This window comes from Cypionkella sp. (assembly GCF_028290025.1).
Taxonomy (GTDB): Bacteria; Pseudomonadota; Alphaproteobacteria; order Rhodobacterales; family Rhodobacteraceae; genus Cypionkella.
In genome coordinates this window covers 20,697-40,430 of record NZ_JAQGKQ010000087.1, presented here as the reverse complement: position 1 = coordinate 40,430, position 19,734 = coordinate 20,697, and the positions used below count along the sequence as shown (strand labels likewise).

At 58.5% G+C, this 19,734-nt stretch carries 22 protein-coding genes and 2 tRNA genes; 6 read left to right on the top strand and 18 right to left on the bottom strand.

The window, feature by feature from the left end:
* Window positions 1-2 precede the first annotated feature (2 nt).
* Genes JWS10_RS14545 through JWS10_RS14535 form a run of 3 tightly spaced genes read right to left on the bottom strand, consistent with a single transcriptional unit; the run spans window position 3 to window position 2,114 of the window.
* Window positions 3-653: an amino acid ABC transporter permease gene (locus JWS10_RS14545; RefSeq protein ID WP_299508574.1), complete on the bottom strand. Its 651-nt coding sequence runs from the start codon at window positions 651-653 to the stop codon at window positions 3-5.
* The gene (locus JWS10_RS14540; protein WP_299508572.1) at window positions 650-1,318 is read right to left on the bottom strand and encodes an amino acid ABC transporter permease; all 669 of its coding nucleotides are present in this window, start codon (window positions 1,316-1,318) and stop codon (window positions 650-652) included. Before JWS10_RS14540 ends, JWS10_RS14545 begins: the two co-directional genes overlap by 4 nt.
* Window positions 1,319-1,325: 7 nt before the next feature.
* Window positions 1,326-2,114: a transporter substrate-binding domain-containing protein gene (locus JWS10_RS14535; RefSeq protein WP_299508570.1), complete on the bottom strand. Its 789-nt coding sequence runs from the start codon at window positions 2,112-2,114 to the stop codon at window positions 1,326-1,328.
* A 427-nt stretch (window positions 2,115-2,541) separates the two neighbouring features.
* Between JWS10_RS14535 and JWS10_RS14530 the strand changes: the two genes are divergently transcribed.
* The 4 genes from JWS10_RS14530 to pgi all read left to right on the top strand — a co-directional run bounded on the left by JWS10_RS14530 (window position 2,542) and on the right by pgi (window position 7,105).
* Window positions 2,542-3,234, top strand: coding sequence for an MgtC/SapB family protein (locus JWS10_RS14530; protein WP_299508568.1), 693 nt, complete (start codon window positions 2,542-2,544; stop codon window positions 3,232-3,234).
* Between the two features lie 131 nt (window positions 3,235-3,365).
* Window positions 3,366-4,820 (top strand): glucose-6-phosphate dehydrogenase, encoded by a 1,455-nt coding sequence (gene zwf, locus JWS10_RS14525; RefSeq protein ID WP_299508566.1) that lies wholly within the window; start codon window positions 3,366-3,368, stop codon window positions 4,818-4,820.
* Entirely contained in the window at window positions 4,817-5,488 is a 672-nt protein-coding gene (gene pgl, locus JWS10_RS14520; protein WP_299508564.1) for a 6-phosphogluconolactonase, read from the top strand. Before zwf ends, pgl begins: the two co-directional genes overlap by 4 nt.
* Window positions 5,489-5,503: 15 nt before the next feature.
* Window positions 5,504-7,105, top strand: coding sequence for a glucose-6-phosphate isomerase (gene pgi, locus JWS10_RS14515; RefSeq protein ID WP_299508562.1), 1,602 nt, complete (start codon window positions 5,504-5,506; stop codon window positions 7,103-7,105).
* Window positions 7,106-7,176: 71 nt separating this feature from the next.
* On the opposite strand, the gene JWS10_RS14510 is transcribed toward pgi, so the two are convergent.
* Window positions 7,177-7,527, bottom strand: coding sequence for a RidA family protein (locus JWS10_RS14510; protein WP_299483265.1), 351 nt, complete (start codon window positions 7,525-7,527; stop codon window positions 7,177-7,179).
* A gap of 279 nt (window positions 7,528-7,806) precedes the next feature.
* Between JWS10_RS14510 and JWS10_RS14505 the strand changes: the two genes are divergently transcribed.
* The gene (locus JWS10_RS14505; protein ID WP_299508560.1) at window positions 7,807-8,253 is read left to right on the top strand and encodes a hypothetical protein; all 447 of its coding nucleotides are present in this window, start codon (window positions 7,807-7,809) and stop codon (window positions 8,251-8,253) included.
* Window positions 8,254-8,387: 134 nt separating this feature from the next.
* Here JWS10_RS14505 and JWS10_RS14500 read toward each other — a convergent pair.
* The 14 genes from JWS10_RS14500 to JWS10_RS14435 form a co-directional block, all read right to left on the bottom strand.
* Window positions 8,388-8,461 (bottom strand) — tRNA-Gly (locus JWS10_RS14500).
* 427 nt (window positions 8,462-8,888) lie between these two features.
* Complete coding sequence (locus JWS10_RS14495) at window positions 8,889-9,434, bottom strand: fasciclin domain-containing protein (protein WP_299508604.1); 546 nt, start codon at window positions 9,432-9,434, stop codon at window positions 8,889-8,891.
* Between the two features lie 115 nt (window positions 9,435-9,549).
* Window positions 9,550-10,209, bottom strand: a complete 660-nt coding sequence (locus tag JWS10_RS14490; protein WP_299508558.1) for an anti-sigma factor — start codon at window positions 10,207-10,209, stop codon at window positions 9,550-9,552.
* Window positions 10,206-10,745 (bottom strand): sigma-70 family RNA polymerase sigma factor, encoded by a 540-nt coding sequence (locus JWS10_RS14485; protein ID WP_299508556.1) that lies wholly within the window; start codon window positions 10,743-10,745, stop codon window positions 10,206-10,208. The genes JWS10_RS14490 and JWS10_RS14485 overlap by 4 nt, the downstream gene beginning before the upstream one ends.
* A 45-nt stretch (window positions 10,746-10,790) precedes the next feature.
* Window positions 10,791-12,848: an ASKHA domain-containing protein gene (locus JWS10_RS14480; protein ID WP_299508554.1), complete on the bottom strand. Its 2,058-nt coding sequence runs from the start codon at window positions 12,846-12,848 to the stop codon at window positions 10,791-10,793.
* Window positions 12,849-12,858: 10 nt separating this feature from the next.
* Window positions 12,859-13,236: a cupin domain-containing protein gene (locus tag JWS10_RS14475; RefSeq protein ID WP_299508552.1), complete on the bottom strand. Its 378-nt coding sequence runs from the start codon at window positions 13,234-13,236 to the stop codon at window positions 12,859-12,861.
* Between the two features lie 96 nt (window positions 13,237-13,332).
* The gene (locus JWS10_RS14470) at window positions 13,333-14,415 is read right to left on the bottom strand and encodes a 2'-deoxycytidine 5'-triphosphate deaminase (RefSeq protein WP_299508550.1); all 1,083 of its coding nucleotides are present in this window, start codon (window positions 14,413-14,415) and stop codon (window positions 13,333-13,335) included.
* A 93-nt stretch (window positions 14,416-14,508) separates the two neighbouring features.
* Window positions 14,509-14,586, bottom strand: a tRNA-Pro gene (locus JWS10_RS14465).
* Between the two features lie 63 nt (window positions 14,587-14,649).
* Window positions 14,650-15,438 (bottom strand): MerR family transcriptional regulator, encoded by a 789-nt coding sequence (locus tag JWS10_RS14460; protein ID WP_299508548.1) that lies wholly within the window; start codon window positions 15,436-15,438, stop codon window positions 14,650-14,652.
* Between the two features lie 12 nt (window positions 15,439-15,450).
* Window positions 15,451-15,750, bottom strand: coding sequence for an integration host factor subunit alpha (gene ihfA / locus JWS10_RS14455; protein WP_284323277.1), 300 nt, complete (start codon window positions 15,748-15,750; stop codon window positions 15,451-15,453).
* A gap of 99 nt (window positions 15,751-15,849) precedes the next feature.
* Window positions 15,850-16,821 carry a beta-ketoacyl-ACP synthase III gene (locus JWS10_RS14450; protein ID WP_299508546.1) on the bottom strand — a complete coding sequence of 324 codons (972 nt, stop codon included), beginning with the start codon at window positions 16,819-16,821 and terminating at the stop codon, window positions 15,850-15,852.
* Window positions 16,818-17,894 carry a phosphate acyltransferase PlsX gene (gene plsX / locus JWS10_RS14445; protein WP_299508603.1) on the bottom strand — a complete coding sequence of 359 codons (1,077 nt, stop codon included), beginning with the start codon at window positions 17,892-17,894 and terminating at the stop codon, window positions 16,818-16,820. The genes JWS10_RS14450 and plsX overlap by 4 nt, the downstream gene beginning before the upstream one ends.
* Before the next feature lie 72 nt (window positions 17,895-17,966).
* Complete coding sequence (gene rpmF, locus JWS10_RS14440; RefSeq protein ID WP_054006057.1) at window positions 17,967-18,170, bottom strand: 50S ribosomal protein L32; 204 nt, start codon at window positions 18,168-18,170, stop codon at window positions 17,967-17,969.
* A gap of 162 nt (window positions 18,171-18,332) precedes the next feature.
* Entirely contained in the window at window positions 18,333-18,905 is a 573-nt protein-coding gene (locus JWS10_RS14435; protein ID WP_299508544.1) for a YceD family protein, read from the bottom strand.
* Between the two features lie 291 nt (window positions 18,906-19,196).
* Between JWS10_RS14435 and bamE the strand changes: the two genes are divergently transcribed.
* Entirely contained in the window at window positions 19,197-19,709 is a 513-nt protein-coding gene (gene bamE, locus JWS10_RS14430; protein ID WP_299508542.1) for an outer membrane protein assembly factor BamE, read from the top strand.
* Window positions 19,710-19,734: the final 25 nt, after the last annotated feature.

Here is a 19,734-nt window from a genome sequence, read left to right as displayed (position 1 = left end):
GGTTAACGCGTGACCCGCAACCGACGTTCCATCACACGGGAACCAAGCGTCAGCGGGTAGCAGATGGCAAAATAAATCAGCGCGACAAGGCCGTATATGATCAGCGGCTTGAAGGTGGCGTTGGCGACGATCTGGCCTGATCTGGTCAACTCTTCAAAGCCCACAATCGACGCAAGCGCTGTGCTTTTTACCAGTTGCACCAGAAAGCCCACAGTCGGCGGAATCGCGATCTTCAACGCCTGCGGCAAGATTACATAGCGCATCCGTATGGTGAAACTCATTCCCAGACTGGCGCTGGCGTCCCATTGTCCGCGAGGGACGGCATCTACGCAGCCGCGCCAGATCTCGGCCAGAAATGCGCTGGCATACAGCGTCAGCGCGATGCTCGCGGCGAACAAGGGCGAGACTTCGATCCCTAGCAACGGCAAGCCGAAGAACACCAAAAACAGTTGCAGCAACAACGGAGTGCCCTGTAGCAGTTGAATATAGACCGTGGTCGCCCGACCGCCAACTTTTGGCGCACCATAGCGCCAAAGCAGCAGCAAGGTTGCACCGATACCGCCCCCAACAAAGGCAATGAACGATAACAGCAGCGTCCAGCGGGCAGCGAGTAGCAGGTAGGGGAGAATATCGCTTAGGGATAGGGTGATCATCCGCGTTGCCCCGCAAAATACCGCTGCCCGGCGAGGTTGAACAAACAGCGCAACAAAAGCGCCATACCTAGGTAAATCAACGTGACGATGAAGTAAGTCTCGAAAGCGCGGTAGGTGCGCGACTGGATAAGGTCTGCCACATGCGTGAGGTCGATCACCGCGATCTGGCTGACGACGGCGGACTCAAGCATGGTGATGATGATCTGGCTGACAAGCGCGGGATAAACCACAGCAACGGCTTGCGGCAAAGTGACGTAGACAAACACCGACAGCGGCGACAGGCCCAGCGAAAGCCCCGCCTCGCGCTGGCCAGGGGGAACGGCTTCCAACCCCGCCCGCATGATTTCAATGCCGTAAGCCGTCAGATTGATAGTCATTGCAAGCGCCGCCGCCGCCAAGGCGGTCAGCTTGATGCCAAGGCTTGGCAGACCGAAGAAGATGAAAAACAACTGCACGATAAAGGGGGTGTTGCGGATCAGTTCAACATAAGCGCCCACCAGCGTCTGCGCCCAGACTGGACCCCATCGTCGGGCAGCAGCGCCGCCGATGCTTAGTGCCATGCCAAGGGTGGCCGCAATCGCGGTCAACATCAAAGTCAGGCCCGCCCCCTCGAGGAGCAGGCCCAGATTGGCGGTAATCGCGCTGAAATCCAGCTCATAACCCATGCTTGGATTAGAAGTCTTTGGCCAAGGGCTGCTTGAGCCATTTGACGGCAACATCATTCAGACTTCCGTCTGCCTTCATATCGGCGACTGCCTTGTCCAAAGCCTCTTTCAACGCGGTTTCGCCCTTCTTCACCGCCATCTGGCTGGGCGAGGACAACAGCTGAAACTTCTCAACCGGCTCAATTGCCGGGTTCTGCGCGAGGATCGTAGCGCCAACGTCGTTGCCGACGACCATCAACTGTGCTTGGCCCGCAAGAAAGGCCGAGATCACACCGCTGTAGTCAGCATAGCGTTGAATATCAGCATCGGCGGGCGCAATTTTAGTGACTTCGGTGTCCTCCAGCGTGCCTTTGTTCACGGCGATGGTTTTGCCCGAAAGGTCTGCCGCGTCTTTGACGTCCAACTCTTTCGGACCCATCACCACGATATAATATGGCGCATAGGGGGCCGCAAAATCGACCACTTGTGCCCGCTCGTCGCTGAAACCAATCGACAGCAGCACGTCGACCTTGCCTTCTGTTAGAAACGGGATGCGGTTTTGCCCGGTGATAGCGACCAGTTCGGCTTTCACACCCAAAGCGGCAGCCAGTTTGTCAGCCACTTCGGTATCATAGCCTTCGATCTTCATGCTGGTGTTCAGTGAGGCGAAGGGCGGGAAATCTTGGAAGATGCCGACTCTGAGCACGCCAGTTTTAGTCACATCGTCCAGCGCATCGGCAAAAGCTGGTGCGAAAGCGCCAGAAAATAGCATGGTAGCGAGCGTGAGGCTGGCACGGCGGGTAAGAGTATAGGGCATATGTCTCTCCTGATTGTAGGGGTAGGCTGGCTGGTTTTGTGCTTCTTGCTATGGTTTTATTGACGTCGGTTCGGGCCAAGATTCAATAGCGAAAACAAACGGGGTTGCGGGGGAGTATCGCACGAGTCTGCCGCTTATCCATCCAGACAAAGCAAAGTTTTCTCACAGGCTATGGACCGCAAGTCAAACTTCCAAACAGCGCGCGCGAATTCATCGTGATTTTGAAGCAGCTGGCCCGGTGATGCGATGGCGACTTTATAGAATTATTTGCAACTACCCGCGCAACGGTTCACGGAACTCGTTGGTAAAGCAAGCCTTATGTCGGAAAATTTGCTTTTCCGGGGCGCTTCACTTCAGAGGTCGATAACCTCTTGCGAAATGGATCAATGCCTTGCCATAAAACAGTTACTGATTAACAGGAGCTTACATGGCCATCGCCCTTACCGCCGCCGCTGTAAACATGGCTGTCGCGCTGTCTTGCGGGGCGGTGATCGGATCGGAACGCCAAGTGCGGCAGCGAATGGCTGGTTTGCGCACCAATGCTTTGGTCTCGCTGGGCGCTGCGGGATTTGTGATTTTCAGCCAACTCGTCGAGCATGATGCGAGCCCCAGCCGGGTGGCGGCGCAAGTGGTGTCGGGCATCGGTTTTCTGGGGGCCGGTATTATCTACCGCGATGGCTTCAATGTGCAGGGTTTGAACACGGCGGCGACGTTGTGGTGCTCGGCAGGGGTTGGCTTGCTTGCGGGGGTCGGTGCTTGGCCGTTCGCGGTCGTGCTGACCGGAATGGTTATTTTTGTGAACCTCGGGCTGCGGCCGTTGGTGAAATTTATGAAGCGGCACACCAAGGCCGGAGTGCCGATCACGCGGTCTTATCGGGTGGTGCTGACATGTGCCGCCGATCAAGAAACGGCCATGCGTGGGCTGTTGCTGCGCACCTTGGGGCTCGGCGGGCTGCATTTACATGAGATAGCCGTCCAAAGTGTTGAGTCTGATGTCGAAATAACTGCGCATGTCGGCGGCGATGATATGCCGGACCAAGCGGTTGAGCAGGCGGTCAATCGGATGGCTGCGGAAACCGGCGTGGGCCGCGTGCGCTGGATGCCAGCCGACGAGATTTGAGTTGCTGCCGTGCAGCAATGGCTTTCGGTGGGTGTGCAAGCAGTGCTAGACTTGGTGTGATAGCGGCGGTAAAAGTGCGTCGTTAGCGCTAACGGCGTATATAAGTCTGGCCCAAGCTGCGAGGTAAGCCAATGGTTTCGCGAGTAATTCCGGTAGACGCCTTTGATCTGGTGATCTTTGGTGGCACTGGAGATTTGGCCAAGCGCAAGATCCTGCCGGGACTGTATCGGCGGTTCCAGGCCGGGCAGATGACCGAAAACAGCCGGATCATTGGGGCGGCGCGCGCCGATTTGAACGAAGACTCGTTCCGGGCTTTGGTGGCGGAGGCGATTGAAGAGTTCGTGCCGAAGGATCGGCAGGACTCGAAGATCGTCGCCCAATTCCTTGAAAAGATTGGCTATGTGTCGATTGACGCCACGGGTGAAGGTGGCTGGGGCAAGCTAAAAGACCTGATGCGCGACGGGGTTGTGCGGGCATTTTACTTCTCGGTTGCGCCAAGCTTGTTCGGCGATATTGCCGAGCGGTTGCATCTGCATGAGATCGCCGATGCGCAAAGTCGGATCGTGGTGGAAAAGCCGTTTGGCCGCGATTTGGCCTCGGCCAAGGCGCTGAACGCGGTGCTGGCGGCGCATTTCACCGAAGCCCAGATTTACCGGATTGACCATTATCTCGGCAAGGAAACCGTGCAAAACCTGATGGCGGTGCGGTTCGCCAACATTTTGTTCGAGCCGCTATGGAAGGCGGAATACGTCGATCACGTGCAGATCACCGTCGCGGAAACCGTAGGCGTCGATGGCCGTGGGGCGTATTACGACAAGTCTGGCGCGATGCGGGATATGGTGCAGAACCATATGATGCAGCTATTGTGCCTGATCGCGATGGAGCCGCCGTATCACTTTGACCCCGATGCAGTGCGGGATGAAAAGCTGAAGGTTATCCGGGCGTTGGACCCGGTGAAGCCTGAGCATATCGTGCGTGGGCAGTATCTCGCGGGCGGTGGTGAGGGTTCTTATGTTGAGCATTCCGAAGATCCGAGCAGCAAGACGGAAAGCTATATCGCGCTGAAAGTGAACGTGTCGAACTGGCGTTGGCAGGGGACTCCGTTCTATTTGCGGACGGGGAAACGCTTGCGGGCGCGGGCGTCGGAAATTGCGATTACGTTCAAGCAGCCGCCACATTCGATCTTCGACGATGCTAAGGGTTGGCTGGAAAACGTGCTGGTGATCCGGTTGCAGCCGAATGAGGGCATGAACCTGATGGTGATGATCAAGGAACCGGGGCCGGGCGGTATGCGTCTGATGCAGGTGCCGCTGGATATGGCGTTTGCCGATGCGTTGGGGGTCGATGCCGAGGATGTGCCAGATGCTTACGAGCGGCTTATTATGGATGTGATCCGGGGCAATCAGACCCTTTTCATGCGCGGCGATGAGGTCGAAGCGGCTTGGGCTTGGACCGATCCACTGATTGAAGGTTGGGAAGCGCGTGGCGATAAACCACAAGGCTATGATGCGGGATCGTCGGGGCCTGAGGACGCTTTGATGTTGATGCACCGCGATGGTCGGCGCTGGCGTGAGATCAAGGGATGAAGTTTGTAGCATACCCTGACCGCGAATTTCTGATGCTCGAACTCGCGGGTAAGATTGCGAGTGAGCTGTCAGAGGCACTGAACATGCACGGTCGCGCCTCAATTTCGGTGCCGGGCGGCACCACGCCCGGTCCGGTGTTTGATATTCTGTCAGGACTGCCGCTCGATTGGGCGAATGTCGCCGTGATGCTGAATGATGAGCGTTGGGTGGGCAAGGATAGCCCCCGTTCAAACACGCGGCTTCTGCGAGAGAGGTTGCTGGTGGACAAGGGCGCGGCAGCAACGCTTATTCCTTTATATGCAGAGGCTTCCGAGCCGGAGCTCATGTTGGGCGTTTTGTCGGAGGGCGTTGAAAAACACCTGCCGCTGACGGTTTTGCTGCTGGGGATGGGCACGGATATGCACACCGCCAGCTTGTTTCCGGGCGCTGATCGTCTGGCCGATGCTTTGGCCGCCGATGCACCTGCTTTGATGCCAATGCGGGCCGAGGCTGCGGGCGAGCCGCGTATCACGCTCACCGCTCCGGTTCTGGCTGGGGCGATGAATATTCATATTCTGATCACGGGTGCTGAAAAGCGCGCGGCGATTGAGGCTGCGGCACATTTGACCGCGCTGGAGGCTCCGGTGCGCGTCGTGCTGGACAATGCAACGGTTCACTGGGCCGAATAACAGGTGGAGTAGGTCATGTCGGAAAAATGGCAAGCACTGAGAGATCATGCGCTGAGCGTGGCACGGCGGCCGATTCTGTCGCTGTTTGAGCAAGCCGGACGGGCGCAGGCGTTCAGCGTTGATGCGGGTGCGGCGCGGTTGGATTACTCCAAAACCAACATCGACGAGCAAGCCAAGGCGATGCTTTTGACTTTGGCCGAGGTTTCTGGCGTGGCAGAAAAGCGCGCGGCGATGTTTGGCGGGGAGAAGATCAACGTCACCGAGGGCCGCGCTGTGCTGCATACCGCTTTGCGCGGTGGCATTGAGGCGAAGATTTTCACCGAAGGCGTCGATGTGATGCCTGAAATTCGCAAAACCAAAGCCCAGATGGCGATTTTCACCCGCGAAGTGCGGACGGGCAAATACACTGGCCAAGGTGGCAAGATCACCGATGTGATTAATATCGGTATTGGCGGCTCTGATTTGGGGCCGGCGATGGTGACTTTGGCGCTGGCACCGTATCACGATGGGCCGCGTATTCATTACGTTAGCAACGTTGATGGCGCGCATATCGCCGATGTGTTGAAGGGGCTGAACCCCGAGACGACTTTGGTGATTGTGGCGTCGAAAACCTTCACCACGATTGAGACGATGACCAACGCGGAAACCGCGCGGGCTTGGATGGCGACCAAGGTGAAAATCCCGGCCGCGCAGTTTGCAGCGGTGTCTACAGCGGCGGATAAAACCGCGGCTTTTGGCATTGATAGCGCACGGGTGTTTGGGTTTGAGGATTGGGTTGGCGGGCGCTATTCGGTCTGGGGGCCGATTGGTCTTTCGGTGATGCTGGCGATCGGGCCGGAGGCGTTTGAAGACTTCCTCGCCGGTGGTCGTGTGATGGATGAGCATTTCGTCGCAGAGCCGTTTGCACAGAATATGCCGGTGTTGCTGGCACTGGTTGGGATCTGGCACAACCAAATTTGCGGTTATGCCTCACGCGCGGTTCTGCCCTATGATCAAAGGCTTAGCCGTTTGCCTGCATACTTGCAGCAGTTGGAAATGGAGAGCAACGGCAAGTCGGTGGCGACGGATGGCAGCGATTTGGCAACGCACTCCGGCCCAGTGGTCTGGGGTGAACCCGGCACCAATGGCCAGCACGCGTTTTACCAACTGATCCACCAAGGCACCCGGGTTGTGCCGTGCGAGTTTATGGTCGCCAAAGCTGGGCATGAGGCTGATCTGGCGCATCAGCATTTGTTGCTGGTGTCAAACTGTCTGGCGCAATCGGAAGCCTTGATGCGGGGGCGTAGCTTGAACGAAGCCCGCGCGATCATGGAGAAAAAGGACGCTGTCGGCGAGGAGTTGGAGCGTCAGGCCAAGCATCGGGTGTTCCCTGGCAATCGTCCCTCGACCACGCTGGTTTACCCAAAACTGACGCCGTTCGTGCTGGGCCAGATCATCGCGCTTTATGAGCATCGGGTATTTGTTGAGGGGGTGATCCTCGGGCTGAACTCGTTCGACCAGTGGGGCGTTGAGTTGGGCAAAGAACTTGCGCTGGCGTTGCAGCCGATCCTTGAGGGCGGCGATGTGAGTGGCAAAGACGGCTCGACGCAGGCGCTGGTGGAATATCTGCGCGGCTAAGGTCACCTCTGTCAGAAATTTCCCGGGGCGTGAGCCTGATTAGGCGAGGGGGGCTGAATGCCCCCCTTAGTTTATTTCAAAGCAGCGGTGACGATGATTTCGACCAAATACTCCGGTGTCGCAAGTTTCGCTTCACCCGTCGCGCGCGCGGGGGTGTTGCCGGCGGGCACCCAAGTGTCCCAAACCGCATTCATCTCAGCAAAGGTCGAGATATCTGCAAGCCAGATTTGCGTCGACAAAATGCGGGTCTTGTCAGTGCCAGCTTCGGCCAGAATTCGATCAACCTCGGCGAGGCAATCTCTGGTCTGCTGCGCGACGCTGGTACCCGGAGTGCCAACTTGGCCTGCCAGCCAGACGATGCCGTTGTAGGCCACGGCCTCGGACATGCGGGCGCCGACGCCAATACGTTTGATCTCGCTCATGGTAGTTCCTTTCCTGAAAGCTGCTGATTGCTAACGCAGTCGGCGGCAAAGGGGAAGGCGGATGCGGCTGCGGCCGCGCGCACCGTGTTCAGGTGATGCTTCGGCTTTTTTAGTGGAATTTGTGCGCCGCAAAATGCGACGCCTGAGCGGTTTTCAGGTTGCAGCGCGACCGGTGGCTGCGCAAATCGCAGTGAAGACGGGCGGGTTGCGTTGCGCGCGCGCGCGGGATGGCTTACGACAGCGCAAGCCGGATACCTCGTTGAACGGAATGGAAAGCTTATGTTCTTGCGCGCCCTTGGCCTGATCGCAATGCTCGCCCTGACCGCGTGCGGATCTAGCAGTGGTATGCAGCTATACCCGACCGCTGGACCGCTTGCCTTGCAGACGCCGCCACCCGTGATTTTTGCCACGGCCGAGACCACGGCGGGCACTTCGGGCGCTTTGAGCTTCAAACTGGCAGACAATACCAGATGCAGCGGCACCTGGTCTGCGCTTGCTCCAAAGGTCTCATCAAGGACGCGCGGCGTCTCGCTAACTCTGCGCGGTCCGGGTGGCAAATTTGACAGCAGCGTAGAATCGGTGGGCGGAATAAACACCGGCGAGATTTACGCGGTATGCAAAGATGGCACCCGGGTGCAGGGCAGATTCGTGATGGGCTCAAGCACCACCAGCGGCACGGGCACCGCAACAGACACGCGCGGCAACACTTACAAGCTGTTGTTTTGATAGCGGAATATTTACACGCTAAGCGCTGCATTGGGTAAATGCCGCGTCCGCGGTCTGGCATTTGAAGTGCCCAGCGCCGGATGCTGCGCATCGGCATGTATGGCCTGCTGTGCCGCGAGAATGGGGCGGGGGACTGGAGCGGGTGAAGGGAATCGAACCCTCGTATTCAGCTTGGGAAGCTGCTGCTCTGCCATTGAGCTACACCCGCGATGCGGTGTGAGGTATGCCAGCCGTGCGCCCGCGTCAAGGTGGTAAGGCACGGTGCGCGCTTCGTTCGGCTCAGGTTGCGAGGTGCGACTATTGCGTTTCGGTCTGGCGGGCGTATTGCATTTAACAGTCTTTTTTTGATGAGAATGCCTGATCTCGGCCAGCCGAGCCGCCTCGGGTCGCCGGGGGTTCTGCTTATTTGCTCGTCGCCGCTTTTTGAGATCGCCTACGCGTTGCTTTAAGCAGGGTCGGGAAGGCCAGATATTGAAAGTGCCGCAGGAGCCTAGAGATCGTCAACATAGGTGCCGTTGGACAGGCAGTCCTTTGAATGCAAAGGGTCTTGCAGGTTGTCCTGCAAGACCCTTCAACTGATCGAACCAGAGTGGGGACTGTGAACGCCCGACCAGTATCCGAAGGCTCTGCCTAGATTACATCTTCGGCAGCAAAACCGTGTCGATCACATGAATGACGCCATTTGACTGTTTGACATCAGCCTGAGTGACGGTGGCGACGTTGCCCATCTCATCGGTCAGTTTGATCATGTCGCCTTCGTAGGTGGCTTGCAGAGTGCAGCCGCCCAAGGTTGGGACCGGGTGCTTGCCGCCGTCATCCTTGATCATGCCGTTAAGCGCGTCGGACATTACTTCTTTGCCGACAACGTGGCAGGTCAGAATTTTTGTGAGCGCGTCCTTGTTCTCAGGCTTCAACAGGTTCTCAACGGTGCCTGCTGGCAATTTGGCGAAAGCCTCATTGGTTGGCGCGAACACGGTGAATGGTCCCGCGCCCGACAGAGTTTCCGCAAGACCAGCGGCTTGAACTGCTGCAACCAAGGTTGTGTGATCTTTCGAGTTTACCGCGTTTTCGACGATGTTTTTCTCGGGGAACATTTCAGCGCCGCCAACCATCGGGTTTTCAGCGAGCGCCATACCGGTGGAGAGGGCCAGAAACGCAGTTGCCATCGCGGCTTTGATCATACGGGAAGCGTTCATTTTCGTTACCTCATGTTGGTCTAGGGCAAGCCAGTCTTGCCTCACACCTGAAGTTACGGAGCGGTTGATGCAGAAGTTTCAGCTGCCTGAAATTTTTTTCTCAGATTTTTTTCAACGGGCCAGCGGCGACGATTGGGCCGGTAGGTTTGCCATCTGGCCCGCCACCTGCAGGCTCTAGCGTAATGGCCAACACGAAGCCTTCAGCCGCTTGCGGGGCCGGGATGGTCACGGAGGCTTCGGTCAGAACACCGAGGGAGACCGGGGGATTGTCGCCTTCAATGATCCAAAGCTCGTAATCCTTGCCCGCTTCGGCTTGCGCGCCAGCGGTGCGGGTCAGGGTCAGTTGATCGCCTGCAATGGCCGCTTCGTAGCGCAGCGGCGATGCCTCCGCGGTCAGTTCAGCGGTCATTGTGGTGGTGGGCAGGCTAGGCGGTGACAATTCGAACACCGCAACCGCAATCAGTGCGGCGGTGGCGAGGCCAGCGGCCCAGGCGAACCAGCCACGCGATTTGGCGGCTTGCGGGAACAGGCGCGCTTCGATCTGCGGCAAAAGATTTGGTGCGACGACTTCAGGATAATCCTCGTTCAGATCGGCGAGGCGATTTTGCCAATCGTTTACCAGATCGGCAAAATTATGATCAAGGCGGAGACGCGCTTCGGCAGCACTGCGTTCGGCCAGATCGAGTGTTCCCAGCACATATTCAGCGGCGAGGGCTTCGTCATCGGACAGTTCAGGCAGATCGGTGGGAGTGCTGGTCATTGCTCCATACACTCCTTCAGTTTGAGGAGGCTGCGACGGAGCCAAGTGCGCATGGTATTCAGCGGCACATCGAAGCGGGCAGCGAGGTCAATGTAGGACAGCCCCGCAAGATAGGCCCCGCGCAAGGCTGCGGCCTTTTCCGTTTCTAGCGTCTCAAAACATTGGTTGATCCGTTTGGCCTCACCCACGGCGATCAGCCGGGTTTCAGCGCGCGGCGCGGTGTCGATCACCGCGTTTATCGCGTCATCGCCGTCGGCTTGCGTTTCACGGCGGGCGCGCAGGCGGTCAATCGCATGGTTGCGGGCGAGGGCGATTAACCAAGTCATACCACGACCTTTGTCGGCATCATACCGACTTGCCCGCAGCCATACTCTGGTAAACACCTCTTGCAACGCATCCTCCGCTTCTGCCCGGTTTCCCAAGATACGCAAGAGGACGCCCATAAGTTTCGAAGAAGCACTGGAATAGATTGCCCGAAACGCCGCGCGATCTTGCGCGGCTATCTTCGACAACAGTTCTGCAATCGGATCATCCATAGCCGCAAGCTAACGCAGCTTACAAATAGGTCAACCCCATCAGCATCACCCCCTTCTGCGACGACCGCCCGCACCACCCGAGCCTGAAGTGTTAAAGCTGACGTGCGGCAGGGTGACGATTTTCGACAATTCTGGAAAGGTATCAACAGCGTTCGGAATGGCGGAGGCGTTGACGAAGTGTTCCTGAAAACGCGGCTCAATGGCTGTTTCGACCTTATGGATCTGATGCACAGTCGCTTCGATATAGTCCCGCGCGGCAACGTTGCAGAGGGCGATACGCGCGCCGGTGCCAGCGGCGTTGCCTGCGGAGATTACTTTATCCAGCGGCACGTCAGGGATCATCCCAAGAACCATCGCATGTTTCGGGCTGATATGCGCGCCAAACGCACCCGCCAGCACGACCTTTTCGACGGTCTCAATGCCCATCTCATCCATTAGAAGCTTCGCCCCCGCGTAAAGCGCGGCCTTGGCGAGCTGAATGGCGCGGATATCGCCTTGGGTTACGGTGATCAGCGGGCCGCCAATCGCTGTGCCGTCATGCAGCACATAGGAATGGGTGCGACCTTCGGGGATACAGCGGCTGGTGCCGGTTTGCTCAGCGCTGCCGACAAGGCCGCCTTGATCGACAAGGCCAGCCATGCGCATCTCTGCCACGGCCTCAATAATACCCGAGCCGCAAATGCCAGTGATGCCGGTGGTCGCGGTAGCGGCGGTAAAGCCAGCGTCGGTTGACCACAGGTCTGATCCGATAACGCGGAATCGCGGCTCTTTGGTGATCGGGTCGATTTCGACGCGCTCAATGGCTCCGGGGGCGGCGCGTTGGCCGGACGAGATTTGTGCGCCTTCAAAGGCGGGGCCAGTTGGTGAGGAACAGGCGAGCACGCGAGTTTCATTGCCGAGCAGAAGTTCGGCGTTGGTGCCAACATCAACGATCAGCACCATTTCCTTCGACTTGTTCGGTTCTTCCGACAAAGCCACAGCTGCGCAATCCGCGCCAACATGGCCAGCGATACAAGGCAGGATATAGACGCGGGCGGCGGGGTTCACCGCTTTGATATCAAGATCGGCCGCATCCAGAACAAGGCTGCCCGAGGTTGCCAGCGCGAACGGCGCTTGACCGAGTTCCACAGGATCAATCCCCAGCAAAAGGTGGTGCATCACCGGGTTGCAGACAAAAGTAATCTCGTAAATCGAGGTCGGCACGATCTTTGCCTCGGTCGCGATCGACTGGATAAGGCCGTTCAAAGCGGTGCGCACGGCGGCGGTCATTTCGACATCGCCGCCAGGGTTCATCATCGCGTATGACACCCGGCTCATCAAATCTTCGCCAAAGCGGATTTGCGGATTCATCACGCCTGACGATGCCAAAACGCTGCCGTCATGCAGATCGCACAGATGTGCGGCGATGGTGGTGGAGCCGAGGTCGATGGCGAGGCCGTAAAGCTTGCCCTCATGGAAGCCCGGCCAGATATCAAGGATGCGGTGACGCGCGTCGTGGTTGCCTTTGTGCAGGGCGACGGTAACGCTCCACTGGCCTTTGCGTAGGGCAGGTTGCAGACGGCGCAAGATCGGCAGTTCGGCGGCAACTTCACCGACACCCCATTGGGTTTGCAGCGCGGTGACAAGCCGCTCAAAATCGCCCGTGGGTTCGTGCATATCCGGCTCTGACACCTCGACGTAAAGCGCGCGGGTGGCGGGGTCCATCACGATATCGCGCTGGCTGGCGGATTTACGGATCACCTGTTTATGCACTTGGCTTTCCGGCGGCACGTCGATCACCACGTCGCCCATCACCTTCGCCTGACAACCCAAGCGGCGGCCGTCAATCATGCCGCGCTTGGATTTATAACGTTCCTCCACCGAGTTCCATTCGGTCAAAGCATCGGCGGCAACGGTGACGCCATGCTTGGAAAACTCACCATAGCCCGGGCTGATCTGGCATTTTGAGCAGATGCCGCGCCCACCACAAACGCTGTCGAGATCGACGCCCAACTGCCGCGCTGCGGTCAGCACTGGCGTGCCATGCGGGAAACGCCCGCGCTTGCCCGAGGGGGTGAAAATGACGAGTGCGTCTTCGGTGCTGGCGTGATCGGCTTGGCTCATGGTGTCCTCGCTAGGCAAACGTAAAGGCGATGTGGGGGAAGGCATTGGCGGCGAAGGTGTAGAACCAGCGCACCGGCTGATCGGCGGCAAGCACTCCATGCACGGCATCGCCGGGAATGAAAAGAGCGACGCCGGGTTTCAGACGATGGGCAGTGCCGTTGATCTGAACATCAACCTCGCCTTCAAGCCCAAAATAAAGCTCGGGCTGTGGATGGCTGTGCAGTGCAAAGGTGTCGCCGGGGGACATAATGGCGATGCCGCAGACAAGCGTATCCGTCGCGGTCACATCGCCGGAAATCAGGGTTTTCCAACGAACGCTGCCACGGACAGGATCGGTCCAAGTTTCGGTTTGCAGGTCGGATTGATCGACCATGACCGCAGCCATCATGCGCACCTCGTTGCATTATATACGGATTTTAGGTCGCATCCGAGCCGCAGCCATGCCTGTTCGCGGCATCTAAAGGGTGATCTGCGCCGTGGCGCGCTATTCGGTGCGAAACTGCTTGGCGAGTTTCAGCCCTTGGCCTTGGTAATTCGAGGCAATCTCGCGGCCATACAGCGTCTCGGGCCGTTCAGACATCCGCTCATAAACCAAGCGCCCAACGATTTGGCCGTGTTCCAGCACGAACGGCGCTTCATGGCAGCGCACTTCCAGCACGCCACGACTGCCCGCGCCGCCCGCTTCGGCATGACCGAAACCGGGGTCGAAGAAGCCTGCATAATGCACGCGGAATTCGCCGACCATGGCGAGGAATGGGGCCATTTCAGCGGCGTAATCGGGGGGGATGGTGACGGCTTCGCGGGACACGAGGATATAGAACGCGCCGGGGTCTAGGATGATGCGGCCGTTTTGGGAATGGATTTCCTCCCAAAACTCAGAGGCTTGGTAGTGGCCGATCTTGTCGAGATCAACAACGCCGGTATGCGGTTTAGCGCGGTAGCCGACGAGATCACCATTTGCGGGTTTCAGATCGACGGAGAAGCCGAGACCCTCGGAAATAAGAGCCTCACCGGAGACAAGCGGTTCTTGGGCGTTCAGCGCCGTAAGTTCCGCGTCCGACAGCACCGCTTGGCCCTGACGGAAGCGGATTTGGTTTAGGCGTTGACCCGCGCGGACCAGCACCGAGAACGATTTCGGGCAGACCTCGGCGTAAAGCGGACCGTGGTAGGCTTCCGCGATGCGGTCAAATTCAGTGCCTCCGTCGGTGATCAGGCGGGTGAGCAGATCGAGCCTGCCGGTGGAGGATTTGGCATTGGCAACGGCGGTGATGCCTTGGGGCAGGGCGAGGCTCTCCATCAGCGGGATCACATAAACGCAGCCCTTTTCGAGCACCGCACCTTGCGTCAGATCAATCTGGTGCATCTCAAATTCGGCGATGCGGTCGGAGGCTTTGCGACCCTTACCGATCAGGAATGAGGCGCGGACGCGGTAGGCGATGTGGCCTAAGCGCAGATCGAGGCTGGCGGGCTGGATTTGCTCAGGGATAATCGCAGGGCTGGCCGCGATGGCACCCGAGGCGATCAGGCCGCGCAAGCGTTGGGCAGGTAGCACGCCGGGTTGGCTCATCGCTTATCCTTTAATCCGCACAGTCTATCGCACACATCGCCTCGGAAACGAAAACGCCCGCGCTGCTCAATGGCAGGCGGGCGGTTTCGATTTTGGTCGGGCCAGAGAGATTTGAACTCTCGACCTTCCGCCCCCCAGACGGACGCGCTAACCAGGCTGCGCTATGGCCCGACACGCGGTCTTCATACTGATATTCCGCGCGGGAGCAAGCAGGAAAGCGCAAGGCGATCAATGCTATATTGCGGCGTAGTTTGGCGGCGCTTGCAAACGTGCGCGCAGGGAAACCAGCCGGGCGCGCAACTGGTGCAGATCGGTTTGGCGATCTTGCAGGCTATGGGTGGGCAGGGCGCGCAATCGTTGGATCAGCGGTGCATCGGCAGGCCACAAAGGCGTTTTTGCGGGCAGCGTCTTGCCTAGTGTCGTAGGTGCGAGGGTTTCGTCTGTAGGTACCGCGTGCCTAAAGCTTACAATATCGGCGATTTCGATTTCTGTTTCGACGAAATCCAACCCTGCATCCAATTCGGCGGGCTGAACCGCATCTTCCACCAGATCGGCAAAGTTAAAGCTGGGCTCGGGCGTAGGCAAATGTTCCGGTTTCGGATCGCTGCGACGCAGGGCGGTTTCCAGCGCCACGATCGTTGCGGTGGTGGCTTTTTCGGGCGGCAGATCAAGCTCATCGCGCAGGCCAAAGTTTGCCGCAAGCGCGGCTTCCAAAGCTGCCTCCGCGTCCATGTCGATATCGTCGGGTACCGGTTGGCCGGACAGGCCAGCCACATGCCGAACGCCTTGTTCGCGCAAGATTTTTTGCACGCCGCGAATTGTAAGACCCTCATCATGCAGCAGGCGCTTGATACCCGTCAGCAACGCTACATCGGCGGGACGGTAATAGCGCCGCCCACCCGCCCGCTTTACCGGACGTATCTGCGGAAAACGACTTTCCCAAAACCGTAGCACGTGCGCTGGGGTTTCCAGCTCATCAGCCACCTCGGAAATGGTGCGGAAGGCGTCTGGCGACTTGTCCATCCGCTTCAACCCTTACTTCTTGCCAGCCGCCACGCGGTCTTTCATCAAATGCGAGGGGCGGAAGGTGAGCACACGGCGCGGCGAGATCGGAACCTCGTCGCCGGTTTTCGGATTGCGGCCAACGCGCGCCGTCTTGTCCCGCACCGAGAATGTGCCGAAGGACGAAATTTTCACCGTCTCACCTGATGCCAAAGCATCAGACATATGCTGCAACACCGCCTCGACCAGCTCTGACGATTCATTGCGGCTAAGGCCCACTTCGTGGAACACGGCTTCGGACAGATCCATACGCGTTAAGGTCTTCTCGCTCATCATATCCCCCCAGGGTTATTTTGGGCACGATGCGTCTTCTCGAATTGCGAGTCAATAACAGTGGCTTGGCAGACGTTCTTAAAAGCGCATTTCAGCGCCTTACCAACGCAGAACTACCGAGCCCCACGCCAAACCGCCGCCGATTGCCTCTGTAACTAGCAGATCGCCCCGCTTGATTTGCCCGCGCGCCTTGCCAACCGACAGCGCTAAAGGAATCGATGCAGCCGAGGTGTTACCGTGGTCTTGCACCGTCACCACGACGCGATCCATCGGCACTCGCATACGTTTCGCGGTGGCTTCGATGATGCGGATATTCGCCTGATGCGGCACGATCCAATCGACATCATCGCCGGTAAGGCCAATCTTACCCAGTGCGGTGTGGGCGGTTTCAGCGAGCTTTTCGACGGCGTGGCGGAAAACTTCTTTGCCCTCCATCCGCAGATAGCCGGTGCTGCCGGTTGAACTACCACCGTCAACGTAAAGCAAGTTGCCATAGCGCCCATCGGAATTCAGATCGGACGCAAGAATGCCGCGATCGCTATTGTCGCCCGTACCCTCGGCAATTTCCAGCACCAGAGCGCCCGCGCCGTCGCCAAACAGCACGCAGGTGGAACGATCTTTCCAATCCATCAAGCGACTGAACGTCTCAGCCCCGATCACCAACACGCGGCGGGCTTGGCCTGTCAGGATCAGCGCATTGGCATTGGTCAGCGCAAACACAAAGCCAGCGCAGACGGCTTGCACATCAAAGGCAAAACCTTTGTTCATGCCTATGTTGGCCTGAATCATCGTAGCGGCCGACGGGAAGGTAAAATCGGCGGTGGAAGTTGCGACGATAATCGCGTCTATATCAGCAGCCTCCAACCCGGCATCTGCCAGCGCGGCCAGTGCTGCGCGCGTGCCAAGATCAGCGGTGGTCTGACCTTCGGCTACGTAATGACGACGTTCGATTCCCGAGCGGGTCTTGATCCATTCGTCAGTGGTTTCAACCAAGGCTTCAAGTTCGGTATTGGGCACGATGCGGTCCGGCAAATAATGCCCGACGCCCGTCACCACGGCTCGTATTGTCATTCGCTGGATTTACCTTCTGCATCCACCACAGCATCCTGCCCCGCGCGGCCCGTCGATGCAACCCGCGCTGCAAGCCGTTCAAGAAAGCCCGCGCTGGACAGCTGGTAAGCGAGACTGATCGCTGCAGCGACGCCCGTTTCATCGGCAGAGCCATGCGACTTGATCACGGTGCCGTTCAGCCCGAGAAAGATCCCGCCATTGACCCGGCGCGGGTCCATCCGACGTTGCAGACGCTTCAGTGAGTTCAGCGCGAGAAGCGCCGCGAACTTCGACAAGATGCCAGCGTTGAACGCCTCTTTCATAAAGTCGGAGATCAGCTTGGCGGTGCCTTCAGCGGTTTTCAGCGCGATATTGCCGGTGAAGCCATCGGATACGATCACATCGACGCGGTCCGAGGGCAAATCGCCACCCTCGACAAAGCCGACATAATCATAATCGCCAGCTTCAGCCGCCAAAGCCAACTGCTCGTTGGCTTCTTTCAACTCGGCGCGGCCTTTGTGTTCTTCGGTGCCGACGTTCAGCAAACCGACTCGAGGCCGGGTCAGCTTCATACCGTTGCGCGCATAAGAGGCGCCCATCGCGGCATATTGGATAAGGTCGGCGGCTTCAGCTTTGATATCCGCGCCGACATCCAGCATCACGTTAAAGCCACCGGGATTGCGCGAGGGCCACATGCAGGCAATCGCCGGACGATTGACGCCGGGCAGCTTGCGCAGGCGGATCATCGCAACAGCCATCAAAGCCCCGGTATTGCCGCACGACACCGCAACAGTTGCCTCACCATTCTTCACCGCATCAATGCACGACCACATTGAGGTGCCTTCGCCGTGGCGCATCACTTGACTTGGCTTATCGTTCATCGTCACCACACGGTCAGTATGGCGCAATGTAACACGGTCAGCCAAATCAGGATGGCGCGCTAACAGCGGCGACAGCACCGCAGAATCACCGTGCAGCAGGAATGCTGCATCCGGTAAACTGACAGCAGACAGCACAAGACCGGCGACAACAGCCCCCGGTCCGCGATCCGATCCCATCGCGTCAATAGAAATGACGATGCGGCTTGCACCAATGCCCGGTCCAGTTACGTCAGACGGAGTATCTGTTCCGGTTGCCACGGGGTGCTAAGCAGGGCTAGGGGCGGCTTACGCCGCGTCCTCGTCAACTTCGACAGCTTTGGTAGCCACGACTTCGCGGGCATCGTAATGGCCACAAGAAGGGCACACGTGGTGCGGGCGTTTCAACTCGCCGCAGTTGGTGCAATCTTGCGGGTTGCCAGCAACCAATGCGTCATGCGAGCGACGCATATTGCGCTTGGAACTGGTGGTGCGGTTCTGCGGGACAGCCATGTCACGACCTCGGATAGTGGGGGACTGGCCCCGGATTTTACTTTGATTTCAGAGTCTTGATACACATAGAACGACCGCGCAACAAAGCCCCTATTGAGGCGCGGAACATAGTGAGATTCCCGCCACGCGCAAGCCCCATTCTGCAATCATGCAGCGCAGCGGCTATGCCTCGGGTTCCTCAGGCTTTTTCAGCTTCGATGCCAAGGCGGCCAACCCAGCGAACGGTTTCAAATCTTCCGATTTCAGAGGCGTTACGCCGGGTGCGGCGAAGGCGGCTTCCGTAAACTCGGCACCGCGCGCACGTGGATACAGCGGCAAGGCGAGGGCCAGTGCTTCGATTGCCACGGCGGCCACGTCAATTACCTCGGGCAGAGCCTCGATATCTTCATCGGGGATTTCCAACTCATCAGCACTGGATTCGGCGAATTCCTGCGCATAGCGACGCTCTGTGGTGTCGGCCAAGCGGCTGTGCACCGGGGCAAGCGTGACCGAGCAGGGCTGCACAACCAGTGCAGACAGATCGGCCCGCAGCACCACGTCAGCACGGCCCGCGGGAGAGAGTTCGCCCTTATAGGTAAACTCCGGCAGGTCAATTAGGTCGAGTGCCGCTGCAATCAGGCGTCGCTCCGCCACGTCAGGTGCGAAGGTAAAGCGCACGGTCTTGCGGCCAGACACCAGCGAGGAACGGTAGGGCTGGCGGGGCAGGGCCGGATTGGAAGCTGTCGCATCAGTCATTTTGATATCCCCTTTGCCTGGTTCGTAAGGCAATCTCGCTAAACTTTCGCAGTTAGGCCAGTGTTTTTCTGCGGCCTTTTGTGTGGCCTTAATTTTCGTTTCCATACAACCTGTGTCGTCGGCAACGTCTAGGTCCATGTTTTCGGTGGCGTTATAGACCCAATCCGCGTTCCATTCTTGAACAGAGCCGCTTCCTTCTGTAAGCCGAAAGCAACGGGCCTTGGCAACCGCCGCCTTTGTCTTGCGATACTGGCCCAAACGGACAGGTGCAAGGCTAAGGTGGGGCGGCGGATGGCGCAAGACCACGATGATGAGGGCACAATGGCGCAGCTTTTCGGTAAATCGACGCGGATCGCCACTGGCGGCCACCTTCGCGCTTGGGTGATTGTCATGACGGTGGTGCTCGTCGCCGCCTGCTCGCCGATCGTGCGGGATCACGGATACATCCCTACCGATGAAGAATTGGCGCTGATTGCAGTCGGCACCGACAACCGCGAAACCGTGGCAACCAAAGTCGGGCGACCCTCGGCCTCTGGTTTGCTGAACGATGTCGGTTGGTACTACGTCGAAAGCCGTTTCCAAACCTACGGCGCGTTGCCGCCGAAAGAGATCACCCGCGAGGTGGTGGCGATCAGCTTCACCGAAGCGGGCATTGTTGAGAATATTGAACGGTTTGGGCTTGAGAAGGGCCAGATCGTGCCGCTGTCTCGGCGTGTCACCAAGGATAATGTCAAAGCCGCCGGCATTTTGCAGCAGCTGTTTGGCAACGTCGGTGGTTTGACAGCGGATCAACTGCTCAGATAACGGTTTTTCCTGCGCTTGCTTCGCC